The organism is Achromobacter sp. MFA1 R4, from assembly GCF_900156745.1.
Lineage (GTDB): Bacteria > Pseudomonadota > Gammaproteobacteria > Burkholderiales > Burkholderiaceae_B > Achromobacter.
Window position 1 is genome coordinate 4,157,912 of record NZ_LT707065.1, and the last position, 25,521, is coordinate 4,183,432.

Genomic DNA, 25,521 nt, shown 5'->3' on the forward strand with positions numbered 1-25,521 from the left:
CGATAATCCGCTGCAAACCAGGAACCAGGAGTCGTTACGTGAAAAAGCTCAGCACCGAACAACTGCAGGCCGCCGTCGAGACGTTGCGCCGGACCCAGGCCAAGCTGGCTCGCGCGGGCAACCTGCCGTTGGAACCGACCATTTACGCCAGCGCCAAGGGCTTTCGCCGCAACGTGCCTGATTACGTGTGGTCCTGGCTGTCCGGCCTGCTGGCGCCGCACAAGAGCCTGTCGTCCTGGATGGACACGCACCAGCCGGGCTGGCGCGAAGGCAAGACGCCCGCGGCCGTTGTCTATGCCCGCACCGAGAACGGCTGGTTCGAGTGGCTGATCGCCGAACTGGAAGCGGAAATCAACGACCCGCACGCCCGCGCCAAGCGCGAAGGGCGCGGCTAAGGACGCCGCGGCCCCGCGCCGCCTTCCTAGAACCCCTCCAGCACGATCTTGCCCCGCGCCTTGCCGCTTTCGATGAAGGCGTGGGCGCGGCGCAGGTTTTCGGCATTGATCGTGCCGTAGTGCTCGCCCAGCGTGGTGCGCAGCGTGCCGTTGTCGATGAGGCGGGCGGCCTGGTTCAGCAGCGCGTGCTGGGCGATGAGGTCGGGCGTGTTGTGCAGCGGCCGCGCGAACATGAATTCCCAGTGCAGCGAAGCCGATTTGCCCTTGAGCAGCCGCACGTCGATGGCCGCAGGGTCGTCGATCAGGGCGATCTTGCCTTGCGGCGCGATGGCCTCGGCCATTTGCGGGAAATGCTTGTCGGTGTGGGTCAGGCCGGCGATATAGCTCACGTTCTCGAAGCCGATGCGCTTGAGCTCATCGGTCAGCGGCTTGGTGTGGTCGATGACGTGATGCGCGCCCAGTTCGCGCACCCAGGCCTGGGTCTCGGGACGCGAGGCCGTGCCGATGACGGTCAGGCCGGTGAGCTGGCGCGCCAGTTGCACGAGGATCGAGCCCACGCCGCCCGCCGCGCCGATCACGAGCAGGCTGTGCTGGCTGGGGGCGGCGTTGTCCAGGACCCGCAGGCGGTCGAACAGCAATTCCCACGCGGTGATGGTGGTGAGCGGCAAGGCGGCGGCCTGCGCGAAATCCAGGCTCTTGGGCATGTGGCCGACGATGCGCTCGTCCACGACGTGGCGTTCGCTGTTGGCGCCCGGCCGGGTCAAGGCGCCGGCATACCAGACACGATCGCCCGGTTTGAAGAGGCTGGTCCGCGCGCCCACCGCGCGCACGATGCCGGCGGCGTCCCAGCCGATGATTTCGGGCTGGCCGTCGCGGGGCTTGCGGTTGGCGCGGATCTTGACGTCCACGGGGTTGACCGAGATGGCATGCACGTCCACCAGCAGGTCGTGGTCGCCCGGAACGGGTTCGGGCACGGTGATGTCCTGCAAGGCGTCGGCGTTGTCGGCGGGCAGGTTCTTGAAGTAGGCAATAGCTTTCATGGTGCGGGATTCACAGGGATAAGGGGTGTCAGAGGATGGAGCGGACCACGCCGCCGTCCACGCGCAGCGCGGCGCCGTTGGTGGCCGACGCTTGGGTCGAGCAGGTGTAGACCACCATGTTGGCCACTTCATCCACGGTGGCCAGCCGCCGCAGCAGCGAGGTGGGGCGGTGCTGGGCGATGAAGTCCTGCTCCATCTGCGCCTGCGACACCCCTTGTTCTTTGGCCATTTCCGCGAAGAAGTCGGCCACGCCTTCGGACCGCGTGGGGCCGGGCAGCACGGCGTTGACCGTGACGCCGGTGCCGGCGGTCAGTTCTGCCAGTCCGCGCGAGACGGCCAGTTGCGCGGTCTTGCTCACGCCGTAATGGATCATCTCGGCGGGGATCTGCACGGCGGATTCGCTGGAAATGAACACGATCCTGCCCCAGTTGGCGGCCAGCATCCGCGGCAGGTAGTAGCGCGACAGGCGGATGCCGCTCATGACGTTGGTGTCCATCATGGACTGCCAGTCGTCGTCGGTGATTTCCGTAAAGGACTTTGGCGTGAACGTGCCGGCGTTGTTGACGAGGATGTCCACGTCCGGATGCGCGGCGCAGACCGAAGCCGCGCCGTCCGCAGTGGCCAGGTCCGCCTGCACCGTGGAGACCTGCACGCCGGCGAACTTCTGCGTGAGGGCCTGCGCTGCCTGCGCCAGCTTGCCGGCATTGCGCCCGTGCAGCACCACCTGGGCGCCGGCTTCGGCCAGCCCGGTGGCGATGGCCAGGCCGATGCCGCCGGACGATCCGGTGACCAGCGCCTTCTTGCCCTTCAATTCGATTTTCATGCGGAGACTCCTTGCGTGTCGGGTGGGCGGGGTATGCATGCATGATTACCCAGTCCCGGACGTTGAAAAACCGGCTAGCATCGCAGTCAGTTTCAATAATTTTTTGAAAATGAGGCGGACATGGTGCGGTTCGAGGATTTGAGAATCTTTATCGCGGCAGCCGACCTGGGCAGCTTTTCGGCGGCTGCGCGTGAACTGGACCTGACGCCGGCCGTGGCCAGCGCCGCCCTCAAACGGCTGGAGCAGGCGCTCGACACGCGCTTGTTCGTCCGGTCCACGCGCAGCCTGCGCCTGACCAGCGACGGCGAGCGCTATCTGGAACATGCGCGCTCGGCCCTGGCCTCGCTGGAGGCGGGCCGAAATGCGATGGCACGCGACAAGACCGATATCGCCGGCACGCTGTCGGTGTCGGTCCCGTCGGATCTGGGCCGCCACGTGCTGCTGCCCTGGCTGGACGAATTCCAGCGCCAGCACCCGCGCGTCGGGTTCCAGTTGCGCATCAGCGACCGGTTGGCCGACCTGTACCGTCAGCCCGTCGACATCGCCGTGCGCTATGGCTCGCCTAACGATTCGGCGCTGGTGGCCCTGCCCCTGGCCGAGCACAACCGCCGCGTGGTCTGTGCCGCGCCCGCGTACCTGGCGCGGCACGGCGTGCCGCAGGCGCCCGCCGACCTGCGCCGCCACAACTGCCTGTCGTTCGTGCTGGGCGAGACGCTGCATGACCGCTGGACGTTCGAGCGCGAGGGGTCGAGCATCGTGGTGCCGGTCAAGGGCGACCGCGTCGCCGACGACGGCGACCTGGTGCGCCGCTGGGCCTTGGCGGGGCACGGCGTGGCGTACAAGTCGCGCTATGACGTGCTGGCGGACCTGCGCGCCGGGCGGCTGGTGGAGCTGCTCCCCGGGTACGTCAGCGAGCCCTCGCCGTTGTATCTGCTGTGCGTACACCGCATGCTGCTGTCGCCGGCCGTCAAGCGGCTGCGCGAGTTCCTGCATGATCGCTTCAGGACTTTCGACGCGGGATAGGAGCGCGGCCCGCCGCGCGATGGGCGCGGGCCCCCGCGGCCAACTTCAGCTTCGGCCGACTGGCACCGCGCGTGCGCCATCAATGTCCGGCGTGCGGTTGGCCGCCCGCCGCCTGCCGGTTCGCGGCGCGGGTGCGCGCCGCCTTCTTCGCGGCAGCCGAGCGGCCTGCAGCGCCCTTGGTGGCGGCGGCCTTGCGCGCTGCGGCGGAGCGATCCGCGGCCGTGCGCTGGCTGGCGGTCTTCTTGGCGTTGCGCGACAGCGCGGGCCTTGACGCGGGTGTGGCGCTTTCCTTCTTCAGGGCCTGGGTGGCGGCCTTGGCCCGCGTGCCCGACTTGGCGTGGCTGTCGTGCGCCGCATGGCTGTCCTGCTGCGCGCGGCGTTTGGTTTCGGCGCTGGCCTGCTTTGACGTGCCCACCTTCACGCCCGCCCGGCGCGCTTTGGAAAGGCCGATCGCGATGGCCTGTTTGGTGGACCGCACGCCGTGTTTGCCTTCGCGCACATGCTCGATTTCCTCGCGCACGAACTCGCCGGCTTGGGTCGATGGGGCTTTGCCTGCTTGTTTGTCGCGCTTGGCGCGATCCAGGGTCTTTCGTTCAGGCATGGTGACCTCCTTTGCTTGGCGTTGCAAAAGCGGTTCCGTCGCCAGTCGAGACCGCGCGACGGAACTCGTAACACCACTCTATCGCTGCGCGGGTATCCTGTGTGTTCGAATGGATTGCCGGTCGTAAGCGCCGGAACACGGCGAGCGCACCGACGATTCGCGACTCACCCCCAGAGCGGAGACAAGCTATGTCGAATCATGTCTACAAGCAGATCGAGTTGGTGGGTTCTTCCACCAAGTCCACCGACGATGCCATCGCCCAAGCCATCGCGCGCGCGTCCGAGACCTTGCGCAATCTCGATTGGTTCGAGGTCACCGAAGTGCGCGGCCACATCAAGGACGGAAAAGTGGCGCATTGGCAGGTGGGGTTGAAGATCGGCATGCGCCTTGAAGGCAATAGCTGACCAGGCAATGCGTGATCGGGCGGTGGGTGATCGGGCGGCGCGTGAGCGCGCGGCCCTGGTCAATCAGTGACCGCGCCTCGCAAGTGACTGTCGGATAAGGACTTTCAGGACTTGTTGTCCGACTGTTCATAGGCTTGTCCACATTCCGTGGGGACAAGCCCGCCCGCTTTTCCCCAACGCCGCGCGGGGCGCTGCCGCGACGCCGCCCGGCCAGGACGCTGCGCCTTTCTTGCCCGCACGCTGCAAGTCCTTGGCGGAAAAGGGTTTTTGCAGGCTTCCCGCAGGCTGTCCTCAGGCTTATCCACATTTGCGGGGGACAACACAGGCCCGCGCGAACAGCGTTTGGGCCTTTCTTGACCACCGCTTGCAGGGCCTTGATATGCAACAGGATTTTCAAGCTGCCCTCATACTGTCCTCATCCTTTTCCACAGAAGACGGGGACAAATCCACACGGCGGCGGCTGGCGCGGTCGATCCCCCTCCGGCAGCCCTGCAAAACGGGGATAACTGCGCCGCAAACCGCCCATACGGAGGATTGAGCAATGATTGCTCGTGCCTCGCAAGTGCTTGGCGCGAATGGGGATTTTGGACCTGCCCCAAGGCTGTCCTCACCTTTCTCCACAGTTGGCGGGGATAAGTGGCGCCCGATGTCCGGCGCCGTCCCGACCGGGCAGCAAAACGCCGCGGCACACCGCGGCGTTCTGCATGCCCGAGGCGCGGTCAGGGCTCGTACTTCGAGATCTTGGTGCCTTCGAGCGACACGCCCGCCATCAACCCGCCATTGTTCATGACAAAGCCGACGATGGGCTGCTTGGCCGTGTTGGTATCGATGCGTCCGTTGACGCCGACATTGACGATAGCCACGGTGGCATCGGCGCCTACGGTCCAGCCGCTACTGTTGCGAAACTTGTTCAAGGCGTCATCGGTCATGAACAGCAGGACCATGGCCTTCGATTGCGCGCCTGCCTGAAAGCCGATCGAACCGGACGTGGTTTGGTAATAACCGGCGGCCGAGTTGCCCACGCGCAGCACGCCCTTGCCGTGTTCGGCGCCGACGATGAAGCTCCCGCTGAGCACATCGGGGAAAACCAGCACGCCCCTCGCGCGAGCGACAAGCTCCCTGGATGACGGGGCGGCTTCGTAGAGCTTGGCCAGGGTGGCGCTGGCCGCGCTGTCCAGGGCCTGCCGTGTATCGGTTTTGGCCGCGGCAGACGGCTTGGACGGCGGCGTGGTGGTACAGCCCGCCAGCAGCAGGCCGGCGGCACTGATCGCGATGGCGGCCATACCGGTACGGCGCAGTGCAGGAAAAGTGTCGAACATGGAACTCTCCTTTTTGGGTGTGTCTTCCCTCAGGTACTGTACGGCACAATCAGGGCGCGGAACACATCAATGTGATGGCACAGCCAGAGACAGGCGGGCCGCCGCACTCAGCACGGCCAGGACCGACGCGCAAGCGATGTTTGCATGTCGGCCTACGCCAAAGCGTGAGCCGGGCACGCCGGGCATGGCGGCCTCCACAATGGCCAGCGCCACGGCATCGGAGCCTGCGCCCAAGCTGCGTTCCTCGTAGCTGTCGATGCGCAGCGGCAGGCCCAGCGCCGCCACGGTCGCGGCGATCGGGCCGTTGCCTGTCCCATCGAAGGTCGTTACGTTGCCGTTGGCATCCGCCAGTTCCAGCGCGATGCCTTGACCGTCCGCGTGCTCGAACAGGCGGTGGCCGCGGTACATGAAGCCGGGCTGGTCGCGTACCGGGGCAAGGTACGTGCGCTCAAACACGGCCCAGATCTGCTCGCTGGCCAGCTCCGTTTCGCTGGCGTCGGCCAGCGCCTGGACAATGGCGCTGAACTCCACCTGCATGCGGCGCGGCATGACGATGCCGTGGTCGCGGTTGAGCAAGAAGGCGATGCCCCCCTTGCCCGACTGACTGTTGACGCGCACGATGCTGTCGTAGGTGCGGCCCAGGTCTTTCGGGTCGATGGGCAGGTACGGCACGCGCCAGGGCGCATCGGCCTGCTGCGCGGAAAAGCCCTTGGCGATGGCATCCTGGTGCGAGCCGGAGAATGCCGTGAAGACCAGATCGCCCACATACGGGTGACGCGGGTGGATCGGCAACGCGGTGCATTCCTCGGCCACGCGGGCAACCGCCACGATGTCCGAGAAGTCCAGCCCCGGCGCGATGCCCTGCGTATACAGGTTCAACGCCAGCGTCACCACATCGACGTTGCCGCTGCGCTCACCATTGCCGAACAGGCAGCCTTCGACACGTTGCGCACCGGCCAGCATGGCCTGTTCGGCGCAGGCCACGCCCGTGCCTCGGTCATTGTGCGGATGCACGGACAGGACGATGTGCTCGCGCCGCGCCAGCCGCCGATCCATCCATTCGATCTGGTCGGCGAAGACGTTGGGCGTGGACACCTCCACCGTGGTCGGCAGGTTGATGATCATCGGCCGCTGCGGCCCGGCATCCCAGGCTTGAATGGCGGCATTGCACACGGTCAACGACACATCCAGCTCGGCCATGCAGAACGTCTCGGGCGAGTATTGCAGCACCCATTCGGTTTCCGGGTGCGCTGCCGTCAGCCGCCTGAAATGCGCTATGTGATGCTCCACCATGTCGATGATCTGCGGCACGCTCATGCCGAACACGATGTCGCGCCACGCGGGCGCGATGGCGTTATAGAAATGCACGATCACACGCCGCGCACCCGCCACGGCGCGCACGGTTTCGGTTATCAGGTAATCGCGCAATTGCGTCATGACCATGGGAGTGACGTCGTGGGGGATCTGTCCGGCGTCGATGAGGTGGCGCACGATCTGGAAGTCGGTGCGCGACGCCGCGGGAAAACCGACCTCGATTTCCTTGAAGCCGATGCGCACCAGCTCGTGGAACAGGCGCAGCTTGCGTTCGCGGTTCATTGGCTCGAACAGCGCCTGATTGCCGTCGCGCAGGTCGGTGGACAGCCAGACCGGGGCCTGGGTCAGGGTGCGTGACGGCCATTGGCGGTCGGCAAGATCGACCGGGGCAATGGGGCGGTATTTCTGGGAAGGATCGGTCAGCATGACGCTCACTCCAGGGGAATCGTTGGCACCCGATTCCCCTGGCTTGGAACAAGCTGACGAGGGTCGGGGTCAGGGGGAATCAGGATGGGTCATGGCACGGATGGACGCGCGCAGACCCCGACCGGGAGTCAGCGGTAGTAGCCGTTGCGAAAGACCGAGGGTGGACATGAGCGACATGGATCAGGCAGATTGCGTTGCCTGGGATATTAGGCTTGCGGGAATGGTCCATCTACATAAAAATGGACAAATTCTTTATCTATTTGGACAGAACGCGCGAGCATGGGCTTTACCTCTCCCGAAGATGGCGGCCATGCGCTCGATCTGAGTGCGGGAGCCGCCCGCGGTCTGCCGGTGTTCGGTGTGGCGCTGCGCTACCCGGCGGGCCATGTCGTGCCCCGGCATGAGCATCCGTATGGCCATCTGATTTACGCGGATCGCGGCTTGTTGCGCGTGGAAGCCGAAAGCGGGCAATGGCTGGTGCCGCCCACGGCCGCCGTCTGGCTTCGATCGGGCGTGCCGCACCAGTTGACGGCGCCCGTGGCGCTGCAAGCACACGGCCTGTTCGTGCGCGAGGATGTGTGCGCCCGCCTGCCGGCGGCTGATTGCGTCGTGCATGTGTCCGGTCTGGTGCGCGAGCTGATCATGGCGCTGGCCCGGGCCGATAACAAGGCCAACAACAAGGCCGCATCCTCCAGGCGCATGCGTTTGCTAGGCGCGCTCTTGATCGACGAATTGCGGGCTCCGCCGGTTCTTCCGCTCCATCTGCCGTGGCCGCGAAGCGGCGCGGACAGCCAGGTGCGGCACGTGTGCCAGGCGCTGTTGGACAATCCGGGCGATGCGGCCACCGCAGCCGAGTGGGCCGGCAGGCTGGCAATGGGCGGCAAGACTTTCCACCGGCGCTTTCTGCAATCGACCGGCATGACCTTCGGGAAGTGGCGCCAGCAACTGCGGCTCATGTCGTCGCTGACCCTGTTGATGCAGGGAATCCCGATCACGCAGGTGGCGCTGGCCAGTGGCTACGATAGTCATAGCGCCTACACCACGGCGTTCAGCAAGCAATTCGGACAGCCACCTTCCGCGTTTGCCGCGAATACGTAGCACAGGCAAAGGCGCGACCGTCATCCCGGCCCAGGCGTCATCGTGCAACAAAAAAGCCCCTCGACGAATCGAGGGGCTTGATCGCCCGGAGGTAGGTCGGGCGATGCGCGCCGGCTTGGCTTTGGGGCCGGGCCGGCGTCGGCGGCAGATCAGATCAGGCGTGCATTTTCTTGATCCAGTCGACGTAACGGTCCACCCAGCCCTGCAGGAACTTGCGGGTGCCTTCATTGGTGATGTTGAACTGGTCGTCGACCAGGCCTTCGGCGTACTGCAGGAAGACCTCCGGCGTGGTCAGCGCATTGGCGCCTTCGGCGGCCAGGATGTTGCGCAGGTGCTGCTGCATCATCGCGGTGCCCGCGGCGCTGGGCGACGCGCCCAGGATGCCCACGGCCTTGCCGGTCCACGAGTTCTGGCCCCACGGACGCGAACCCCAGTCGATGGCGTTCTTGATGGCGGCGGGCACGGAGCGGTTGTGCTCCGGCGAGACGAACAGGATGCCTTGCGCGTCGGCGATCTGCTGCTTGAGCTTGGCCGCCGGGGCGGGCAGATTGTTTTCGTTGTCCTGGTTGTAGAGCGGCACGTCGCCCAGACTCACATACTCGAACTTGAAGTCGGCCGGAACCAGCTTTTCCAGCGCACGCGCCAAACGCAGGTTGATCGAGGCGGCGCGCAGGCTTCCGACGAAAACTGCAATCTTGTAGGTGCTCATGGACGGGGGCTCCAAAGGGGAAAAAAGGAACAGTCAGTGTAGACCTGCATAACCCGGCGCTCAATCCCGGTTACGGGGCCAAGGCCTCAAGCCTCAGCCCATCAGGCTGACGTGGGCGGCCACCACGCGCCAGCCTTGCGGAGTGCGCATCCAGGTCTGGCTCTGGCGTCCGATGCGCTCGCTGCCGTCCCGCTGGAACTCCAGGTTGGCCGTGGCGAAGTCGCGGCCGTAGGTCGTGATGGCGGTGCGCAGCACGCGGCGCGCCAGGCCTTGCGGCGAACGTTGCGCCCGGAAGGCGCGGATCGCGTCGTAGCCGTACAGGTTTTCGCCGGCGCCGTAGCGCAGGGTATGGGGGCTGTTCCAGAACAGGGTGTCCAGCTCCTGGACGTCATTCGACACCAGCGCGGTTTCGTAGCGTTCAAGGGCCGCCGTCACTTCGGCCACCACGTCGGGCAGATTGATGTCCATCGCTTTTCATCTCCGTAATGCACCAGGTTGGTGCGTCATGTAGGGGTAATCACCAATATGGGGTGTGTTGCGGTGCGCAATTTCTGTCGCGTCGCCGGCGCGGCATGACTCTCCAGAGGGAGATGTTGCGCTGCAAAGCTGGCACACGGCTTGCTAGGGTTAACCATGCATAACACGCTGCACGCTGCCCCAGGAGTTCCGCCATGTCCAGTTCCGCCATTTCCGTTCCGGTCACCATGCTGGTGACGCGGCACATCGCGCCCGAGCGCTATAGCGATTTCCTGTCCTGGATGCGCCAGGGCGAAATCCTGGCGGCGGGCTTCCCCGGTTTTCTGGGGTCGGGCGTGCTGCAGCCGCCCGAGGGCGGCGACGAATACCAGATCGTGCTGCGGTTTACCGACGAGGCCAGCCTGAACCGCTGGGAAAATTCGCTGCCGCGCCGCATGTGGCTGGAACGCGGAGCCACCCTGGTGCGCGCGAGCCGCGAACACCGCGTGAGCGGCACGGAAGGCTGGTTCGCGCCCAAGGCCAGCACGCCGCCACGCTGGAAGCAGGCGGTCAGCATCTGGCTGGCCTATTTTCCGGTGCTGCTGGTGTTTTCGATCCTGGTCAGCGAGCACTTGAGCATCCTGCCGGTTTTCTGGCGCGTGCTGATCACCAGCGTGATCCTGACGCCCATCATGGTGTTTGTCTGCATCCCTGTCATCTCTCGCCTGCTGCAGCGCTGGCTGCGCGCCGGCTAGGGCCGGGCGGCCCCGCGCGGCGCGCGGCCGCCGCTACGCGGCCTTGGCGCGGCGCGTGGCGTACAGCCGGTGCAGCGTGATCTTGCGCACGGCATCCTGGCTATCCTGGATATGCGCCCGCAGCAGCCGGGCCGCGCCGTCCGCGTCGCGCGCCAGCAGCGCGGACAGGATGGCGCCATGCTCTTCATACGTCGTGCGGATGCGGTCCGGCTGCGTGAAGTCCAGGCGGCGCACGATGCGGATGCGCTCGGTGGCGGCGCGGTGCACGCGGGCGATCTCGGGGTTGCCCGCGGCCGCCACCAGATCGACGTGAAAGCGTTCGTCCAGGTCCGCCAGCCATTCGCAATCGTTGGACCGCTCGCTTTCGTCCACCAGCCACGTCTGCGCGAGCGAGCGCAAGGCGTGCTGCGGACCGGGCGAGGGGTCGGGGGCGCACAGCGCGTGCACCGCCGCCAATTCCAGCACGCTGCGCAGTTCATAGAAGTGGTCCAGCGTCTCGAAATCCAGCGGTTTGACCAGCCATCCGTTGCGTTGCCGCACCTCCAGGTAGCCCTCGCGCTCCAGACGGAACAGGGCTTCGCGCACGGGCGTGCGGCTGACCTGCAGCCGGTCCGCGATCTCGGTCTCGGTGAACCGGTCGCCCGGGGCCAGCCGGAAGTCCAGGATGTCGCGCTTGAGCGAACTGTACGCGGAGTCGGCCAGCGTGCGCGGCATGTCGATGGCGGCAAAAGCGGATTCCATGTCTGGACCTCCAGGCGTTGCGATGGGTACTGTTGAGGGGATCAGACCGGCCGGACACGCGCCGCGCCGGCCTGTTCCAGCGCGTAGGCGGCGCGCAGGCAGGCGGACTCGCGCCAGGGCGCGGCTATCAGTTGCACCCCCAGCGGCAGGTGGCCGTCCTCGTCCAGTTCGGGCCACGTCGGCGCGGTGCAGACGGGCAGGCCGATGGCCGAAATGGGCTGCGTCAGCACGCCCATGCTGGCGCGGGCCGGCAACTGCTTGCCCGCCAGGGTCAGCCAGTCCGCGCCGATCGGCGTGGCGCTGACGGGGGTGGCGGGGGCGATGAGCACGTCGTACTGGTCAAAGAGGGCCAGCGCCTCGAGGTAGGCGCGGTGGCGCACGCGCTGCGCCTGCTGCACCCAGGCCGCGGGCACCAGGCTGCCCGCCACCAGGCGGTCGCGCGAGTGCGGCTCGTAGTAGTCGTAGTGCGTGACGAGCCGGCGGCGATGCAAGGCCCCGCCTTCGGCCGCGGTGATGATGAAGGCGGCCGCGCGGGCCTGCGCCGCGGCCGGCATCTCGACCACGTCGACGGCGCCCAGGGCGCGCGCGGCAATCTCCACGGCGCGGCGCGCCTGCGGGCTCGCCCATTCAGAAAAGTAGCCGCCCAGCACCGCGATGCGCAGGTTGCCCACGCCCTCGGCGAGGCCCGCCAGGGCAGGCTCGGTCGAATGCTGCGCGCACGCCACGTCTGCCGGGTCGGGGCCCTGCAGGGTGTCGTAGGCCGCGGCCAGGTCGCTGGCGCTGGCCGCGAACGGACCCAGATGATCCAGGCTGCCCACGAACGGATAGGAGCCCGTGCGCGGCAGGCGGCCAAAGGTGGGCTTCAGTCCGAAGACGCCGCACAGCGAGGCGGGCACGCGGATCGAGCCGTTCGTGTCCGAACCCAGCGTCAGCGGCACGAGCCCGCCCGCCACGGCGGCGGCGCTGCCGCCCGACGACCCGCCCGCGATGCGCGACGTGTCGTGCGGGTTGCGGCAGGCGCCGTAATGCGTGTTCTCGGTGGTGAAGCCGTAGGCATGCTCATCCATGTTGAGCGCGCCGATCAGCACCGCGCCGGCGTCGCGCATCCGCTCCACCAGCCGCGCGTCGCCGCGCGCCGGCGGGTTGGACGCATTGACGCGTCCGCCCGACAGCGTGACCTCGTCGGCGATGTCGAACAGGTTTTTCACCGCATAGGGAACGCCCGCCAGCGGCGGCAGCGGTTCGCCACGTGCCCGGCGCGCATCGATGGCCGAGGCCTCCTGCCGCGCGCGGCTTTCCGTGATGGCGGTGAAGCAGTTGTAGCGGGGGTCGCGCTCGCGCACGCGGGCCAGCGTGGCGTCCAGCACCGCGGTGGCGCTGCGTTCGCCGCTGCGGACCTGGCGGGCGATGTCGTGGGCGGGGCCGCTCACGGACGGAACACCGAAGCGGATTCGAGTTCCACCGGCAGCGGCTCGTCCGCGAAGGACGCCGCGATGTCGTGGATGCGCGAGAACTGCTGCACGACCTGCTCGGTGGCGGAATCGCGCAAGGCATACCCCGACAGCGCCAGCGCGCTGCGCACGTATTGGTCGATGGTTTCCTGTGTCATGGCGGATGCTCCCGTGGGCGGCGTTGGATTACTTGCGCACTTCGCGCTGGAAGATTTCCAGGCTCAGTTTCTTCATCTGGATGAAGCTGGGTTCGGACAGCGTGTCGACCGTGCGCGGCCGCGCGTCGGTGTAGTCGAGGATCTCGGCGACGCGCGTGGGGCGCTTGGTCAGCAGCAGCACCTGGTCGGCCAGGTACACGGCTTCTTCCAGGTCATGCGAGACCAGCAGCATGGTGGTGCCGGTCTGCATGAAGACCTCCTGCAGCTTTTCGCGGATGAACAGCGTCATCTCGAAATCCAGGGCGGAAAAGGGCTCGTCCAGGAAAAGCACTTCGGGTCCCGGGGCCAGCGCGCGCATGATGGATGCGGTCTGCTGCTGTCCGCCCGACAGTTCATAGGGATAGCGCTTGAGGTCGAACTTCACGTCGAACGAGGCGACCAGTTCCTCGACCCGGGCGTCCACCTCGGCCTTGCTGCGGCCTTCCAGCCGCAAGGGATAGGCGATGTTGTCGATGGTGCGCAACCACGGGAACATGGCTTCGCGGTAGTTCTGGAACACGTAGCCGATCTTGGTCTGCGCCAGCGACTTGCCGTCGAACAGGATCTCGCCGGAATCGATGGGGATGAGGCCCGCGATCATGTTGATCAGCGTGGACTTGCCGCAGCCGTTGGGCCCGAAGACCGAGACGATCTTGCCCTTGGGGATGTCCAGGTTGAAGTCTTCATACAGCGGCCAGCCGGCGAAATACTTGGTCAGGCCGCGGATCGTGATGTGCGTGCCCAGCGGGCCGGGCTGGAACGGCGCGGCGGCCGGCGTGGGGGCGATGACGGGATTGATGACGGTGGACATTTATCGGCCGCTCCAATGAACCACGCGCTTTTCCAGCACGAGAAAGAGAATGTTGAGCACATAGCCCAGCGCGCCGGCGGCCAGGATGGAGGCGTACATCTCGCGCACGTTCAGCACCTGCTGCGAATTGATGATGCGATTGCCCAGGCCGCTGTCCGAGCCGATGAACATCTCGGCCACGATCACGATGACCAGCGCCATCGACACGCCGCTGCGCAGGCCGACGAAGGTGGGCTGCAGGCTTTCCCAGATCAGCACGTCCTTGAAGATCTGCCAGCGCGAGGCGCCCATGACGCGCGCCGCCATCACGCGCTGCTTGCGGGCGTTGATGACGCCGTAGGCGCTGTTGAACAGGATCACCAGCACGGCCGCGAAGGCGGCGATGGCGATCTTGTTCATGTCGGTCACGCCGAAGATCATCAGGAACAGCGGGATCAGCGCGGAAGAGGGCGTGGACCGGAAGAAGTCCACCAGGAACTCCACGCTGCGGTAGGCCTTTTCGTTGCTGCCCAGCAGCACGCCCAGCGGCACGCCGATGATGCCGGCGATCAGGAAGGCCTGCACGGTGCGGTTCAGCGAGGACAGGAAGTCGCCCAGCAGCGCGCCGCCGGCCATGCCCTTGACCAGCGCCACGATGGTGGCGCTGGGGGTGGGCAGCAGCACGGGGCTGACCAGTTGCAGGCGGACCACCAGGTCCCACACCACGAAGAGCGCGAGCGGGCCGACGAGCGGCAGCAGGCGCGAGGCGTCGAACTTGCGCGGCGGCTTGGACATCCCCGCCTGCGGCGGGGCGGCCGGGGAGGCCGGGGAGGAGGCGGGCGCGGCGCCCGTTGCCGTGGATACGGTCATGGTCAGCCCTTGTAAAGCATGGTCGAGACGTCGACCTTTTGCGCGAAGACGCCCTTGTCGGTGAAGAGGTCGAAGAACTTCTGGAAGTACTGCACGTCGCTTGGCGTGAACTCGTTATGCAGCGTGTAGGCGGCCAGCGGCACTTCCTCGGTCATCGGCCCTTCGATGGCGGTGTAGCCCTTCAGGAAGGGGCGGGCCTCGGCGGGCTTGGTGCGGATCAGTTCGATGCCGCGCGCATAGGCGGCGATGAATTTCTTGCTTTCCTCGGGGTGCTTCTTCAGGAATGCGGTGGTGAGGGACGCCGAGCCGCCGAACCACGGCGCCATGGGATCGCCCAGCACGTACTTGGCGATGACGCCGGTCTCCAGCACGCGAGTCGTGCCGTTCAGGCGGCCGACGGTGCCCGTGGGTTCCAGCGTGTAGCATGCATCCAACTGGCCGGCGGCAACCGCGGCGACGTGCTGGCTGATCGCCAACTCGACCACGGTTGCTCCGGTTGCGCCGGCGCGCTCCAGTACTGCCTTGGCCAGCGTGGAATTCTGGATGCCGGGACCAGAACCGACCTTTTTCCCCTTGAGGTCTGCGATGGATTTGATGGGACTGTCTTTCGCGACGATGAACTCATCCAGCACGTTCTTAACGTTGCTGGGGTTGGACGCAAAAATCTTGAACAGGCCGGGCGAGGCGATTTCGCCGATGGCCAGGTTGGCCGAGCCCGTGCCGTTGGCGCTGCCGTCGGCGCGACCGGCCAGCATGGCTTCCATGACCTGCTGCGCACCGGCGAACTTGAGCGGCTCGACGTTCAGGCCGGCTTCCTTGAAATAGCCTTTTTCGACGGCGGCGTAAAAGGGCAGGCCGGCCGCGACGGGCCAGAAGCCGATCCGGATGACCGGGCCCGATTGCGCACGCACCAGCGCCGGGGCGGCGAGCGTCGCGGCCCCCATGGCGGCGCCCTGGATCAGGCGGCGGCGGGTGGCGTTGAAGGCGTAGGGCGCGTTGCGATGAATCATGTGAGGCTCCTGGTCGGCTTGAGTGGGGTGCGCTTGTAGACAAGCTTGCATACCAGTCATCAAGCAAACCCCGTGCCAGCTTTTGTGCAGTGCGGGGTTCCCCGGGGGACGCGCCCGGAGGGCCTCAGGCTGGTGCTACTCGTGAACCATCTTGGTGCATGGCGCACCAGATAAGGGGACAGGGCGGGGGGCTGCGCCGCCCATCCCGCCGCCGCGCCGGTCCCCCCGGTCCCTTCCCGTCCCGTATGGCGTTAGCATCTGCCCATGAACACGCGCTTTGTCGAAGCCTTTCTGTGGTCCGCCCGCCTGGGCAGTTTCCGGGCGGCCAGCGACCGCCTGCACATCACGCAGGCGGCCGTGGCGAACCGCATCGCATCGCTGGAAGAAGATATCGGCGCGCGCCTGTTCGAGCGCGATGCCAAGGAACTGAAGCTCACCGCCGTCGGCACGCGCCTCCTGGACTACGGCGAGCGCCTGCTCGAGATCCGCCAGCAGATCCTGTCGCTGGGCAAGCGTGGCGACGAGGTCGCGGGGCTGGTGCGGATCGGCGCCATCGAAACCGTCGTGCATACCTGGTTGATCGGTTTTCTGACCAATCTGCGGTCCACGTATCCGGGCATCGAAGTCCAGCTCACCTCCGAGACCACGCGCGCCCTGCACCGCGGGTTGCGCGAAGGCACGCTGGACATCGCGTTCCAGACCGACGTGCTGAACGACACGGGCATCATCAGCATGCCGTGCCTGCCGATGGACATGGGCTGGGTCGGCCCGGCGGGCGGCGAGGACGCCATGACCACGCACGAACTGCTCAGCGAGCCGGTGCTCACCATGAGTCCGGGTTCGCAGCCGCACGAGGCGCTCAAGGCCCTGTACCGCGAAGTCGGCATGCCGCAGGGCAAGGTGCACTTCGTCAGCTCGATCTCGGCGCTGGCGCGGCTGGTGCGCAGCGGCTTCGGCCATGCGCTGGTGCCGCTGCCGCCCATCTACGAGTATGTCGCGCGCGGCGAGATCCAGGTGGTCCGCAGCGACCTGCCCGTGCCGCCGCAGCTATTGGTCGTGAGCTATCTGGAAAGCGGCGGTTCGGACGCCATCCGGCTGGTGGCTGAACTGGCCTGTCGCGCATCGGATCGGTTCACCGCCGCGGTCGTGGCGCCGGACATGGGCTCCGCGCACTAGCAACGGTGTTATCCCGGGGGCGGCTTTCAGTAATTCTGTTGGCTGGCCCAAGAATTATTGATTTGTCGCCGGCGGGACGGCGGCCGAAGATGGGGCCTTCCGCCATCCCGACCATTCTTGCCCCATGACATTCGATCCCGTGTTCCCGTCCGCCACCAATGGAATGCTTTTCGTCGCGACCGACGTGGACCCCGCCGATGAGCCCGACTTCAACCGCTGGTACGACCGCGAGCACATCGAGGAACGCGTGCGCATCCCCGGCTTCCTGTCGGGCGCGCGCTACATGTCGGTGCAGGGCGGGCGCAAGTATCTGGGCCTGTACCGCACGCAGTCGCTGGCGGCGTTCGGTACGGTTGCCTACCGCGCCGCATTCGAACGCCAGACGGCATGGTCCGTGACCAACCTGGACCGCATGCGGGATCCGATGCGCCGCGTGTGCGCGGTGGAAGCCGTGACCGGCATGGGCACCGGCAGCCAGCTCGTGGTGCTGCCCCTGCCGGCCAGTTGCGCCGGCGCGCCGCTGGCCAGGGCGCGCAACGCCGGGGCCGAACTGCAGGCGGTGGACGGTTTCGTGCGGTCGTTCCTGCTGGTGCCGGATGCGGCGCTCAGCACCCCGCTGCCGCGCGAATCCTCCGAGGGCCGCGCGCTGACGCCGATGTTCGTGGTCGAGGCCAGCACGCGGGCGGCTGCGCAGGCCCTGCGGGCAGGGGCTGCGGCCGCCTTCGACGCCGATCCGGCGTCGGCCTGGCTTTACGAGCTGGGGTGGGCGCTGGAGGCCTCGGCGCTGGGCTAGGCCGCGCCAGGCGCGGTCCAGCGGTCACTGCGCCTGCGGGTCGAACTTCTTCACCAGCACTGCCCATTTGTCGTGCTCGCCCTTGATAAAGGAGGCGAACTGGGCCGGCGTGCCGCCGACCGGCTCGGCGCCCTCGCGCAGCATCTGCGCGTTCAGCGCGGGCAGGGTGGCGTTGACCTCGCGGTTGACGAGGTCCACCACCTGTTGCGGCGTGCCTTTGGGCGCGAAGAAGCCGAACCACGAACCGGCGTCGAAACCCGGATAGCCGGACTCGGCGATGGTCGGCAGTTCGGGCAGGGTGGCGGATCGCTGCGCGGTGCTGACCGCCAGCGCGCGCAGCTTGCCGGCCCGGATGTGCCCGATCACCGACGGGATGGTCGCAAACATGAAATCGATGCGGCCGGCCAGCAGGTCGTTGACCGCGTCCGCGCCTTTGTAGGGCACGTGCGTGGCGTTCACCTTCAGCTCGTCCATCAGCATGTAGCTGGACAGGTGCGAGGACGTGCCCACGCCCGTGGAGCTGTAGTTCAGGTTGCGCGCCGTCTTGACGTATTTCAGAAAGCCCTGGATGTCCTTGGCGGGCGAGGACGGCGGAACCACCAGCACGTTCGGCACCGTGGCGATCTGCACCATGGGCACCAGATCGGTCAGCGGGTCATAGGGCAGCTTGTTCAGGGAAGGATTGACGGCGATGGGACCGACGGAGTTCACGATCAGCGTGTGGCCGTCGGGCGCGGCGCGCACCACGTATTCGGTGCCGATATTGCCGCCGGCGCCGGGCTTGTTCTCCACCACGAAGGGCTGGCCCAGCTTCTGCGTCAGCGTGTTCGTGACGCTGCGCGTGAGCGTATCCGTGGTGCCGCCGGGCGAGAAGGCCACGATGACCTTGACCGGCCGGTCGGGATAGTCGGCGGCGCGGGCAGGCGGGGCGATACAGGCGCCCGCCAGCGCCGCGCAAGCGAGCAAGGCTTGGGCAGTATTCATGATGTCTCCTCGCGTGGTTGTTGTCGTGTGATGGGGCGCCGTGCCGCCACGCCGGCTGGCGCGTTCGAAATCGGGGGGATTCAGTCGCGGAAGCCGGGATCGATCCGGTCCAGCTTGCGCAGCAGCGCGGGCCACTCCATGACGCCATACGGGCGGCGGGTCCCGGGCTGGTAGTTGTTCCAGGTAGCCTCCAGGACCGGCTGGGGCACGTCCTGCAGGCGGGCGCCCGTCGCCATGGCCGCCAGTTGCGAGCGGCAGGCCAGTTCCAGGCGATGCATCCAGTTGAAGGCCTCGCCCACGGTGCGGCCCACGGTCAGCGCGCCGTGGTTGCGCAGGATCAGGGCCTCGCCCTGGCCCAGGTCGGCGAGCAGGGAGGCCTGTTCCTCCACGCCCAGCACCACGCCCTGGTAGTCGTGATAGCCGATCTTCAGAAAGCGCATCGCCGTCTGCGTCAGCGGCAGCAGGCCGCATTCCAGCGAGGACACCGCCATCGAGGCCCAGCTGTGCGTGTGGATGACGCAATCCACCTCGTGCCGGTGGGCATGCACGGCGCTGTGGATCACGTAGCCGGCCTTGTTGATGCCGTAGTCCAGTTCGCCGAAATCGGGCTTGGACAGGATGGTGCCGTCCACGTCGACCTTGATCAGGCTGGACGCCGTGATCTCCTCGTACATCATGCCGTACGGATTGATGAGAAAGGCGTTGTCCTCGCCGGGCACGCGGGCCGAGATATGGTTGGCCATCATGTCGGCCATGCCGTAGAGCTCGACCAGGCGATAACAGGCCGCAAGGTCCACCCGGGCCTGCCATTCCGCGTCGGAACAATGCGGCCGCATGGAGGAAATGCCCAGGCGACCTGGACGTGGCGTGGAAGTTGTCATCGGATTTCGTGAAGGTAGATCGCCGCCGCACCATGCGGCGACTTGATGAGGGTCAATCTATCTTCAGAAAATCCGACCGCCTAGGCATCCCGGGCGGATGGGGGCATCACGAATCGAGAAGGGTGGCGCCGGGCCAGCCGCCGTGCCGGACCAATCCGCGCATGGCATCGCGGAGCACCACGCGCGCCGCCAGGGCGGCGGGCGACAGCTCGTCGTCGCTGATGCAATAGATCTGGTTGCGGCGAAAGAGATAGGGGTCGTCGATGGGGTGCATGCTGAGCACACCGGTCTCGACCCGCGCGACGGCCGCGCCCGGCTGGATCGTGGCGATGCGATGGGCCTGCACCAGGTCCATCAACGTGGTCAGGCCGTCCACCTCGACGCCGATCCAGGGTTCGATGCCGGCCCGCTCGAAGGCCGCCTCGACCCAGGCGCGCAGCCCGTGCGCCTTGCTGGTAACGGCCAGCGGCAGGCCCGCCAGATCGGCCATGCCGACGGGTTCGCCATCCGATTGTTCGATCATGCCGCGCGGGGCCAGCAGGAACAGCCGTTCGTCCAGCACGGGCACCACGCTGCGGCCCTGCGCGCTGTCGTTCTGGAACAGCACCGCCAGGTCCAGCCGCCGGGCGTTCAGCAGGTCGCCCAGGTTGCCGGACAGGCCCTCGACCAGATGCAGGCGCACGTTCGGATAGCGTTCCGTCATGGCCGCGTAGAAGGGGCGGGCCAGGAGCGAGGCGGTGGTGGGCGCGAAGCCGACGCTCACCGTTCCGGCCAGCCGCGCCTCGCGCGCGGCCGCCACGGCGCTTTCCGCGTGCCGCAGCGTCAACTGGGCCTGGCGCAAAAAGGCCGCGCCGGCGGGCGTGGTGGTCACGCCGGTGGGGCTGCGCGTCAGCAGCCGCGTGGCCAGTTCGCTTTCCAGCCGGCTGATCTGCTGGCTCAGCGCCGATGCGACCACGCCCAGATCGCGCGCGGCGCGGCCGATGCTGCCCAGTTCCGCGACGCGGACGAAGTAACGGAGTTGGCGCAGTTCCATGAGGCGGGCTTCCAGGCAATGAGGGGAGGGCGGCAGGGCGTACCTGACTTGCCGCAGCATACTTTTTCCGTTCAAAAGAACGTCAGCTATCTGAATCCTGCCTGAACATCAAACGAAAATTGTTTACACTCGCATCCACAAACAAAGCCAAGCCGGAACGGCCCGCCACGGGGGCGGGCCGTCCGCATTACGGGAGAAAGTCGATGCGCAAGTTGCTTTTGGGTGCGGTGCTGGCCACCGCGGTATTTGGCGGAACGGCGCACGCCGCCGTCGAACCCAAGGCCGTCGTCGCCACCTATTCTGATCTGGCGCTGGCCGGGTACGAGGATTCGCTGAAGGCTGCCAAGACGCTGCGCGAGGCCATTGATGCGCTGATCGCAAAGCCCAGCGCCGCCACGTTGAAGGCCGCGCGCGAGGCATGGATCGTGGCGCGCGTGCCCTACCAGCAGACCGAGGCCTGGCGCTTCGGCAACCCCATCGTCGATGACTGGGAAGGCCGCGTGAACGCATGGCCGCTGGACGAAGGCCTGATCGACTACGTCGATGCTTCCTACGGCACCGAGAACGACCAGAACGCGTTCTACGCGGTCAACGTCATTGCCAATTCCAAGATCTCGGTGGGCGGCAAGACGGTGGACGTCAGCAAGATCACGCCCGAACTGCTGTCCGAGATGCTGCACGAGGCCGATGGCAACGAAGCCAACGTGGCCACCGGCTATCACGCCATCGAATTCCTGCTGTGGGGCCAGGACCTGAACGGCACCGGCGCCGCGCCCGCGGACCGCAAGGGCACGCCGCAGGAGCGGCATTCGGGCAACCGTCCGCACACGGACTTCGACCCCAAGCAGTGCACCGGCGGCCATTGCGAACGCCGCATCGAATTCCTGAAGGCCGTGACCGATCTGCTGGTGACCGACCTGGAGGAAATGGTGGGCAACTGGAAGAAGGACGGCGCGGCGCGCAAGTCCGTGGAAGAAGACCCCAAGGCCGGCCTGATCGCTATGCTGACCGGGCTGGGCAGCCTGTCGTACGGCGAACTGGCGGGCGAGCGCATGAAGCTGGGCCTGATGCTGCACGATCCCGAGGAAGAGCACGATTGCTTCTCGGACAACACGCACAACTCGCACTACTACGACCAGATCGGCATCCGCAACGTCTACCTGGGCTCGTACACGCGCATCGACGGCAAGACGGTGTCGGGCGCGAGCCTGTCGGACCTGGTCAAGGCCCGCGATCCGAAGCTGGACGCCGAGGTGCGCGCCAAGCTGGACGCCACGGTCGCCGCCATGCAGGCCATGAAGACGCGCGCCGAAACGGTCGAGACCTATGACCAGATGATCGCGGACGGCAACAAGGAGGGCAATGCGGTGGTGCAGGCGGCCATCGACAGCCTGGTCGCGCAGACCCGCAGCCTGGAGCGCGTGATCACGCTGCTGGACCTGGGCAAGGTCGCGATCGAAGGTTCCGACAGCCTGGACAAACCTGACGCCGTATTCAAGTGAAACTCGTATTAGCCGCCGTACTGGCGGCGTCGGCCCACGCCGCCGCCGCCGAGCCCGCCGCCCCTGGCGGGCGTGACGACCTGACGCCCGAAGACCGCCAGCGCGTCACCGCCATCACCGCTCCCACCCGGGATTTCTCGAAGACCGAGTCGTTCGAGATCATGCAGGCCGGGGCCGCCACCACCACCAAGCTCATCAACGCCGACATCTTTTCGCAGCCGTCGGCCAACATGAGCTTTGAACGGCGCCAGGAGTTCCAGGTCGGCAACGGCCTGTTCCGCAAGGACTGGGTCTCCGCGCCCGCGTCCACGCAGGCATCGGACGGACTGGGGCCGCTCTTCAACGCGCGCTCCTGTCAGGCCTGTCACACCAAGGACGGCCGCGGCACGGTGCCCGGGTTCGATCCGCTGGAACGCACCGACGCCGTGGCGCTGCTGCTGCGGCTGGCCGTCCCCGAGGGGCCCGACCGCGGCCATCCCAAGCTGGGCGCCGATGAGATCGCGGCGCTGCCCGAGCCCGTCTATGGCTTGCAGCTCCAGAACTTCGCGGTGGCCGGGCTGCCGGCGGAAGGGCGCATGGAGATCGAGTACGAGCCTGTGCCCGTGGCCCTGCGCGGCGGCGAGACCGCGACGCTGATGAAACCCACCTACCGGATCGAAAACCCGGGCTACGGGCCCATGCGCGCGGACACCCAGATTTCGCCGCGGCTCGCGCCGCCGATGATCGGCCTGGGCCTGCTGGAATCGATCCACGAGTCCGACATCCTGGCCAACGTGGGGGCCGACAAGCGCGACGGCATCGTCGGCAAGGCCAACTGGGTCACCGACGCGCGCACCGGCAAGCGCGTGCTGGGGCGATTCAATCTGAAGGCCGGGCAACCGACGGTCGAGCAGCAGAGCGCCGCGGCGTTCTCCAACGACATGGGCCTGTCCACGCCGCTCTTCCCCAGGCATTCGGGCGAATGCACGGCCGCGCAGGCGCAGTGTCTGGACATGCCGCATGGCGCGCAGCCGCGCTTCGGGCCGGAGGAAGTGCCGGCCAAGCTGATGGACTTCGTCACCACCTATTCGACCAACCTGGCCGTGCCGCAGCGGCGCGACGCGGACGACGCGCGCGTGCTGGCGGGCAAGAAGCTCTTCTACGAAGCCAATTGCGTGGCCTGCCACGTGCCCAAATACGTGACCAGCCGCAACGCCAGGCAGCCGGAACACCGCTTCCAGCTCATCTGGCCCTATACCGACATGCTGGTACACGACATGGGCGAAGACCTGGCCGATGGCGTGAGCGACGGCATGGCCACGGGCCGCGAATGGCGCACGCCGCCGCTGTGGGGCATCGGCCTGACCAAGACCGTCAATCCCAACGCGACCTGGCTGCATGACGGGCGCGCCCGCACGCTGCTGGAGGCCGTGCTGTGGCATGGCGGCGCGGCCAAGCCCGCGCGCGACCGCGTCGTGGACATGACGCCCGACGAGCGGGCGGACCTGATCCGTTTTCTGGAGTCCCTGTGATGGCGCATTCCATCCGCCTTCTGTTTACGCGCGCCGCGGCCACGGTGGTGATCCTGGCGGCGCCGCTCGCCGCGCAGGCGGCCTTGCCCGCCGACCTGGGCGAACGCCTGGCGCGCGACTACGCCCGGCCCGCCGTGGCGAAGATGACGGACGCCGCCGCCGCGCTGGAAAGCGCACTGGGCGGCTGGTGCGCCGCGCCCGATGCGGCCGGGGCCACGCGTGTCGGCGACGCTTTCGCGGCGCTGGCGCACGCGTGGTCGGGCGTCGAGATCCTGCGCTTCGGCCCGCTGGTGCAGGCCAACCGCTTCGAGCGGCTGGCGTTCTGGCCGGACACGCGCGGGGTGATGCCCCGTCAGGTGCAGGCGCTGATCGCCGCCAAGGACGACGCGTTGCTCAAGCCCGGCGCCCTGGCCGGGCGCAGCGTGGCGGTGCAGGGGCTGCCCGCCTTGGAATATGTGTTGTACGGCGAGCCGGACCTGCTCAAGCAGACCGGCGCGCCCGGCTTCTCCTACGCCTGCGGCTACGCCCGCGCGGTGTCGGCCAACGTGGCGTCGATCTCGCGCGACGTGGGGCAGGCCTGGAGCGCGCAGGGCGAGTTCGGCCGGCAGTTCGCGCGGCCCCAGCCGGGCAACGACCTGTACCGGGACCCGCAAGAGGTGGCGGCCGAAGCCATGAAGGCCTTGTCCACCGGCCTGCAGTTCGCGCGCGACGTCAAGATCGAGCCAGTGCTGGGCGACTCACCGCAGGCCGCGCGGCCCAAGCGCGCGGCGTTCTGGCGCAGCGGACTGTCGACGAGCCTGCTGGCGGCCAATCTGGATGCGCTCAAGGCGTTCTATGCCGCCGGCGGCTATCCCTTGCCCGCGGGCGAGGCGTGGATGGATGCGTCGGTGCGCGGGGAATTGACCAGCGCCGCGCAGGCGCTGCGCGCCGTGCCTGTTCCGCTGGAACAGGCGCTGGCCAGCGACGAAGGCCGCCGCTTGCTGGTCCTGGCGTCCCTGACCATCAAGAACGCCAAGGCCATCGTCGACGAGAACCTGGCGCCCGCCCTGGGCGTCACCATCGGCTTCAATGCGCTCGATGGCGATTGACCGGCGCCGCTTCCTGGCCCTGGCTGCGGCGGCGGGCCTGTCCGCGGCCGCGGCCCGCGCCGCGTTTGCGGCCGGGGGCGGACCGTTGTACCTGGCCGCGCGCAAGCGCGGCGGGCGCGACGAAGCGGTGCTGCTGGACGAGACCGGCCAGGATCGCCTGGCCATCCCCATGCCGGCGCGCGGCCATAGTTTCGCGATCGACTCAGCCGCGCAGCGCGCGGTCGTCTTCGGCCGCCAGCCGGGTTTCTTCGCGCTGGGCTTTTCGCTGGCAGGCGGCGAGCCCGTGGCCTTGCCGCTGCCCGAGGACAGGCATTTCTTTGGCCACGGCGCCTATGTGCAGGGCGGCCGCCTGCTGGCCGCCACGGAGAACGACTTCGAGGCGGGACGCGGCGTGCTGGGCCTGTACGACGCGACGCCCGGCGGCGGCTACCGCCGTGTGGGGGAATTCGATTGCGGCGGCATCGGACCGCACGAAGTCGTGTTGATGCCCGACGGCAGGACGCTGTGCGTGGCCAATGGCGGCATCCTGACGCATCCCGACTACGGCAAGCTGGAACTCAATCTGGACACCATGCGGCCGTCTCTCGCCTATATCGACGCAAAGACCGGGGACCTGCTGGAAAAGGTCGAACTTGCGCCCGCGCTGCATCGGCTGTCGATCCGGCATCTGGCCGTGGCGGCGGACGGCGCGGTGTGGTTCGGCTGCCAGTACATGGGACCGGCGGCCGACCGTCCCGCGCTGGTCGGGCGGCACCGCCGCGGCGCCGCGCTGGAACTGTTCGACGCGCCCAGCGAGACGCTGCGCAACATGCGCAACTATGTCGGATCGGTGGCGGTCGACGCCGCGGGCGGGATAGTCGCCACCTCCAGCCCCGTGGGCGGTCAGGTGATCTACTGGGACGCGGCCAGCGGCAAATGCCTGGGCGTCACGGCGCTCGCCGACGGCTGCGGCGTCGCGCCCGCTCCGCAAGGCGGCTTTCTGGTCAGCAGCGGCCTGGGCGCGATGCTTCGCACCGATGCGCAAGGCGCCGAACAGCCGGTGCTGCCGCCCTCGCGCGACGTGTCGTGGGACAACCACTTTCGCATCGTGCCGGCGTAATGCGCGTAATGCGCGCAATGCGCGCAATGCGC

27 protein-coding genes are annotated in these 25,521 nt (G+C 67.4%); 11 read left to right on the top strand and 16 right to left on the bottom strand.

Annotated elements, in window-relative coordinates:
* The first annotated feature begins 38 nt into the window (after positions 1–38).
* The gene (locus tag BXA00_RS19060; RefSeq protein WP_076520011.1) at positions 39–395 is read left to right on the top strand and encodes a hypothetical protein; all 357 of its coding nucleotides are present in this window, start codon (positions 39–41) and stop codon (positions 393–395) included.
* A gap of 26 nt (positions 396–421) precedes the next feature.
* On the opposite strand, the gene BXA00_RS19065 is transcribed toward BXA00_RS19060, so the two are convergent.
* Both BXA00_RS19065 and BXA00_RS19070 read right to left on the bottom strand, forming a co-directional pair.
* Complete coding sequence (locus BXA00_RS19065) at positions 422–1,435, bottom strand: zinc-binding alcohol dehydrogenase family protein (RefSeq protein WP_076520012.1); 1,014 nt, start codon at positions 1,433–1,435, stop codon at positions 422–424.
* A 28-nt stretch (positions 1,436–1,463) separates the two neighbouring features.
* Positions 1,464–2,258, bottom strand: a complete 795-nt coding sequence (locus BXA00_RS19070; protein WP_076520013.1) for an SDR family NAD(P)-dependent oxidoreductase — start codon at positions 2,256–2,258, stop codon at positions 1,464–1,466.
* A 120-nt stretch (positions 2,259–2,378) separates the two neighbouring features.
* Here BXA00_RS19070 and BXA00_RS19075 point away from each other — a divergent pair, with 120 nt between their 5' ends.
* Positions 2,379–3,281 (top strand): LysR family transcriptional regulator, encoded by a 903-nt coding sequence (locus tag BXA00_RS19075; protein WP_076520014.1) that lies wholly within the window; start codon positions 2,379–2,381, stop codon positions 3,279–3,281.
* 79 nt (positions 3,282–3,360) lie between these two features.
* On the opposite strand, the gene BXA00_RS19080 is transcribed toward BXA00_RS19075, so the two are convergent.
* The gene (locus BXA00_RS19080) at positions 3,361–3,882 is read right to left on the bottom strand and encodes a DUF6496 domain-containing protein (protein WP_076520015.1); all 522 of its coding nucleotides are present in this window, start codon (positions 3,880–3,882) and stop codon (positions 3,361–3,363) included.
* Between the two features lie 188 nt (positions 3,883–4,070).
* On the opposite strand from BXA00_RS19080, the gene BXA00_RS19085 reads away from it, so the two are divergent.
* The gene (locus tag BXA00_RS19085) at positions 4,071–4,286 is read left to right on the top strand and encodes a dodecin (RefSeq protein ID WP_076520016.1); all 216 of its coding nucleotides are present in this window, start codon (positions 4,071–4,073) and stop codon (positions 4,284–4,286) included.
* A gap of 719 nt (positions 4,287–5,005) precedes the next feature.
* Here BXA00_RS19085 and BXA00_RS19090 read toward each other — a convergent pair.
* Positions 5,006–5,605, bottom strand: a complete 600-nt coding sequence (locus BXA00_RS19090; RefSeq protein WP_076520017.1) for a YSC84-related protein — start codon at positions 5,603–5,605, stop codon at positions 5,006–5,008.
* Positions 5,606–5,671: 66 nt separating this feature from the next.
* Positions 5,672–7,345, bottom strand: a complete 1,674-nt coding sequence (locus BXA00_RS19095; protein ID WP_076520018.1) for a 2-isopropylmalate synthase — start codon at positions 7,343–7,345, stop codon at positions 5,672–5,674.
* A gap of 279 nt (positions 7,346–7,624) precedes the next feature.
* On the opposite strand from BXA00_RS19095, the gene BXA00_RS19100 reads away from it, so the two are divergent.
* Positions 7,625–8,443, top strand: coding sequence for a helix-turn-helix transcriptional regulator (locus BXA00_RS19100; protein ID WP_076520019.1), 819 nt, complete (start codon positions 7,625–7,627; stop codon positions 8,441–8,443).
* Positions 8,444–8,597: 154 nt separating this feature from the next.
* On the opposite strand, the gene BXA00_RS19105 is transcribed toward BXA00_RS19100, so the two are convergent.
* Positions 8,598–9,152 carry an NADPH-dependent FMN reductase gene (locus tag BXA00_RS19105; RefSeq protein ID WP_076520020.1) on the bottom strand — a complete coding sequence of 185 codons (555 nt, stop codon included), beginning with the start codon at positions 9,150–9,152 and terminating at the stop codon, positions 8,598–8,600.
* A gap of 93 nt (positions 9,153–9,245) precedes the next feature.
* A complete protein-coding gene (gene hpxZ, locus BXA00_RS19110) occupies positions 9,246–9,620 on the bottom strand; it encodes an oxalurate catabolism protein HpxZ (RefSeq protein ID WP_076520021.1) in 375 nt (124 codons plus the stop codon).
* 203 nt (positions 9,621–9,823) lie between these two features.
* Between hpxZ and BXA00_RS19115 the strand changes: the two genes are divergently transcribed.
* Positions 9,824–10,363, top strand: coding sequence for an antibiotic biosynthesis monooxygenase (locus tag BXA00_RS19115; protein ID WP_076520022.1), 540 nt, complete (start codon positions 9,824–9,826; stop codon positions 10,361–10,363).
* Between the two features lie 33 nt (positions 10,364–10,396).
* Here BXA00_RS19115 and BXA00_RS19120 read toward each other — a convergent pair whose 3' ends face one another.
* From BXA00_RS19120 to BXA00_RS19145, 6 genes are read right to left on the bottom strand one after another with little or no spacing between them, the layout of a single operon-like run.
* Positions 10,397–11,104, bottom strand: a complete 708-nt coding sequence (locus tag BXA00_RS19120) for a GntR family transcriptional regulator (protein ID WP_076520023.1) — start codon at positions 11,102–11,104, stop codon at positions 10,397–10,399.
* A gap of 41 nt (positions 11,105–11,145) precedes the next feature.
* Positions 11,146–12,534 carry an AtzE family amidohydrolase gene (locus tag BXA00_RS19125; RefSeq protein WP_076520024.1) on the bottom strand — a complete coding sequence of 463 codons (1,389 nt, stop codon included), beginning with the start codon at positions 12,532–12,534 and terminating at the stop codon, positions 11,146–11,148.
* The gene (locus BXA00_RS19130) at positions 12,531–12,713 is read right to left on the bottom strand and encodes a DUF4089 domain-containing protein (protein WP_076520025.1); all 183 of its coding nucleotides are present in this window, start codon (positions 12,711–12,713) and stop codon (positions 12,531–12,533) included. The genes BXA00_RS19125 and BXA00_RS19130 overlap by 4 nt, the downstream gene beginning before the upstream one ends.
* Before the next feature lie 28 nt (positions 12,714–12,741).
* Complete coding sequence (locus BXA00_RS19135; RefSeq protein WP_076520026.1) at positions 12,742–13,563, bottom strand: ABC transporter ATP-binding protein; 822 nt, start codon at positions 13,561–13,563, stop codon at positions 12,742–12,744.
* Positions 13,564–14,412, bottom strand: a complete 849-nt coding sequence (locus BXA00_RS19140; protein WP_083714290.1) for an ABC transporter permease — start codon at positions 14,410–14,412, stop codon at positions 13,564–13,566.
* Positions 14,413–14,414: 2 nt separating this feature from the next.
* Entirely contained in the window at positions 14,415–15,422 is a 1,008-nt protein-coding gene (locus BXA00_RS19145) for an ABC transporter substrate-binding protein (protein ID WP_076520028.1), read from the bottom strand.
* A 264-nt stretch (positions 15,423–15,686) separates the two neighbouring features.
* On the opposite strand from BXA00_RS19145, the gene BXA00_RS19150 reads away from it, so the two are divergent.
* Positions 15,687–16,598: a LysR family transcriptional regulator gene (locus BXA00_RS19150; RefSeq protein WP_076520029.1), complete on the top strand. Its 912-nt coding sequence runs from the start codon at positions 15,687–15,689 to the stop codon at positions 16,596–16,598.
* A 124-nt stretch (positions 16,599–16,722) separates the two neighbouring features.
* On the top strand, positions 16,723–17,391 hold the full coding sequence (locus BXA00_RS19155; protein ID WP_076520030.1) for a DUF4286 family protein: 669 nt from the start codon (positions 16,723–16,725) through the stop codon (positions 17,389–17,391).
* 24 nt (positions 17,392–17,415) lie between these two features.
* On the opposite strand, the gene BXA00_RS19160 is transcribed toward BXA00_RS19155, so the two are convergent.
* The 3 genes from BXA00_RS19160 to BXA00_RS19170 all read right to left on the bottom strand — a co-directional run bounded on the left by BXA00_RS19160 (position 17,416) and on the right by BXA00_RS19170 (position 20,289).
* Positions 17,416–18,375: a tripartite tricarboxylate transporter substrate binding protein gene (locus tag BXA00_RS19160; RefSeq protein WP_076520031.1), complete on the bottom strand. Its 960-nt coding sequence runs from the start codon at positions 18,373–18,375 to the stop codon at positions 17,416–17,418.
* Between the two features lie 80 nt (positions 18,376–18,455).
* On the bottom strand, positions 18,456–19,256 hold the full coding sequence (locus tag BXA00_RS19165; RefSeq protein ID WP_076520032.1) for a class II aldolase/adducin family protein: 801 nt from the start codon (positions 19,254–19,256) through the stop codon (positions 18,456–18,458).
* Between the two features lie 106 nt (positions 19,257–19,362).
* Positions 19,363–20,289 (bottom strand): LysR family transcriptional regulator, encoded by a 927-nt coding sequence (locus BXA00_RS19170; protein ID WP_076520033.1) that lies wholly within the window; start codon positions 20,287–20,289, stop codon positions 19,363–19,365.
* A gap of 203 nt (positions 20,290–20,492) precedes the next feature.
* On the opposite strand from BXA00_RS19170, the gene BXA00_RS19175 reads away from it, so the two are divergent.
* From BXA00_RS19175 to BXA00_RS19190, 4 genes are read left to right on the top strand one after another with little or no spacing between them, the layout of a single operon-like run.
* Complete coding sequence (locus BXA00_RS19175; RefSeq protein ID WP_076520034.1) at positions 20,493–21,791, top strand: imelysin family protein; 1,299 nt, start codon at positions 20,493–20,495, stop codon at positions 21,789–21,791.
* Positions 21,788–23,302 (top strand): di-heme oxidoredictase family protein, encoded by a 1,515-nt coding sequence (locus BXA00_RS19180; protein WP_076520035.1) that lies wholly within the window; start codon positions 21,788–21,790, stop codon positions 23,300–23,302. The genes BXA00_RS19175 and BXA00_RS19180 overlap by 4 nt, the downstream gene beginning before the upstream one ends.
* The gene (locus BXA00_RS19185; RefSeq protein WP_076520036.1) at positions 23,302–24,390 is read left to right on the top strand and encodes an imelysin family protein; all 1,089 of its coding nucleotides are present in this window, start codon (positions 23,302–23,304) and stop codon (positions 24,388–24,390) included. Before BXA00_RS19180 ends, BXA00_RS19185 begins: the two co-directional genes overlap by 1 nt.
* The gene (locus BXA00_RS19190) at positions 24,380–25,489 is read left to right on the top strand and encodes a DUF1513 domain-containing protein (RefSeq protein ID WP_076520037.1); all 1,110 of its coding nucleotides are present in this window, start codon (positions 24,380–24,382) and stop codon (positions 25,487–25,489) included. Before BXA00_RS19185 ends, BXA00_RS19190 begins: the two co-directional genes overlap by 11 nt.
* Positions 25,490–25,521 lie beyond the last annotated feature (32 nt).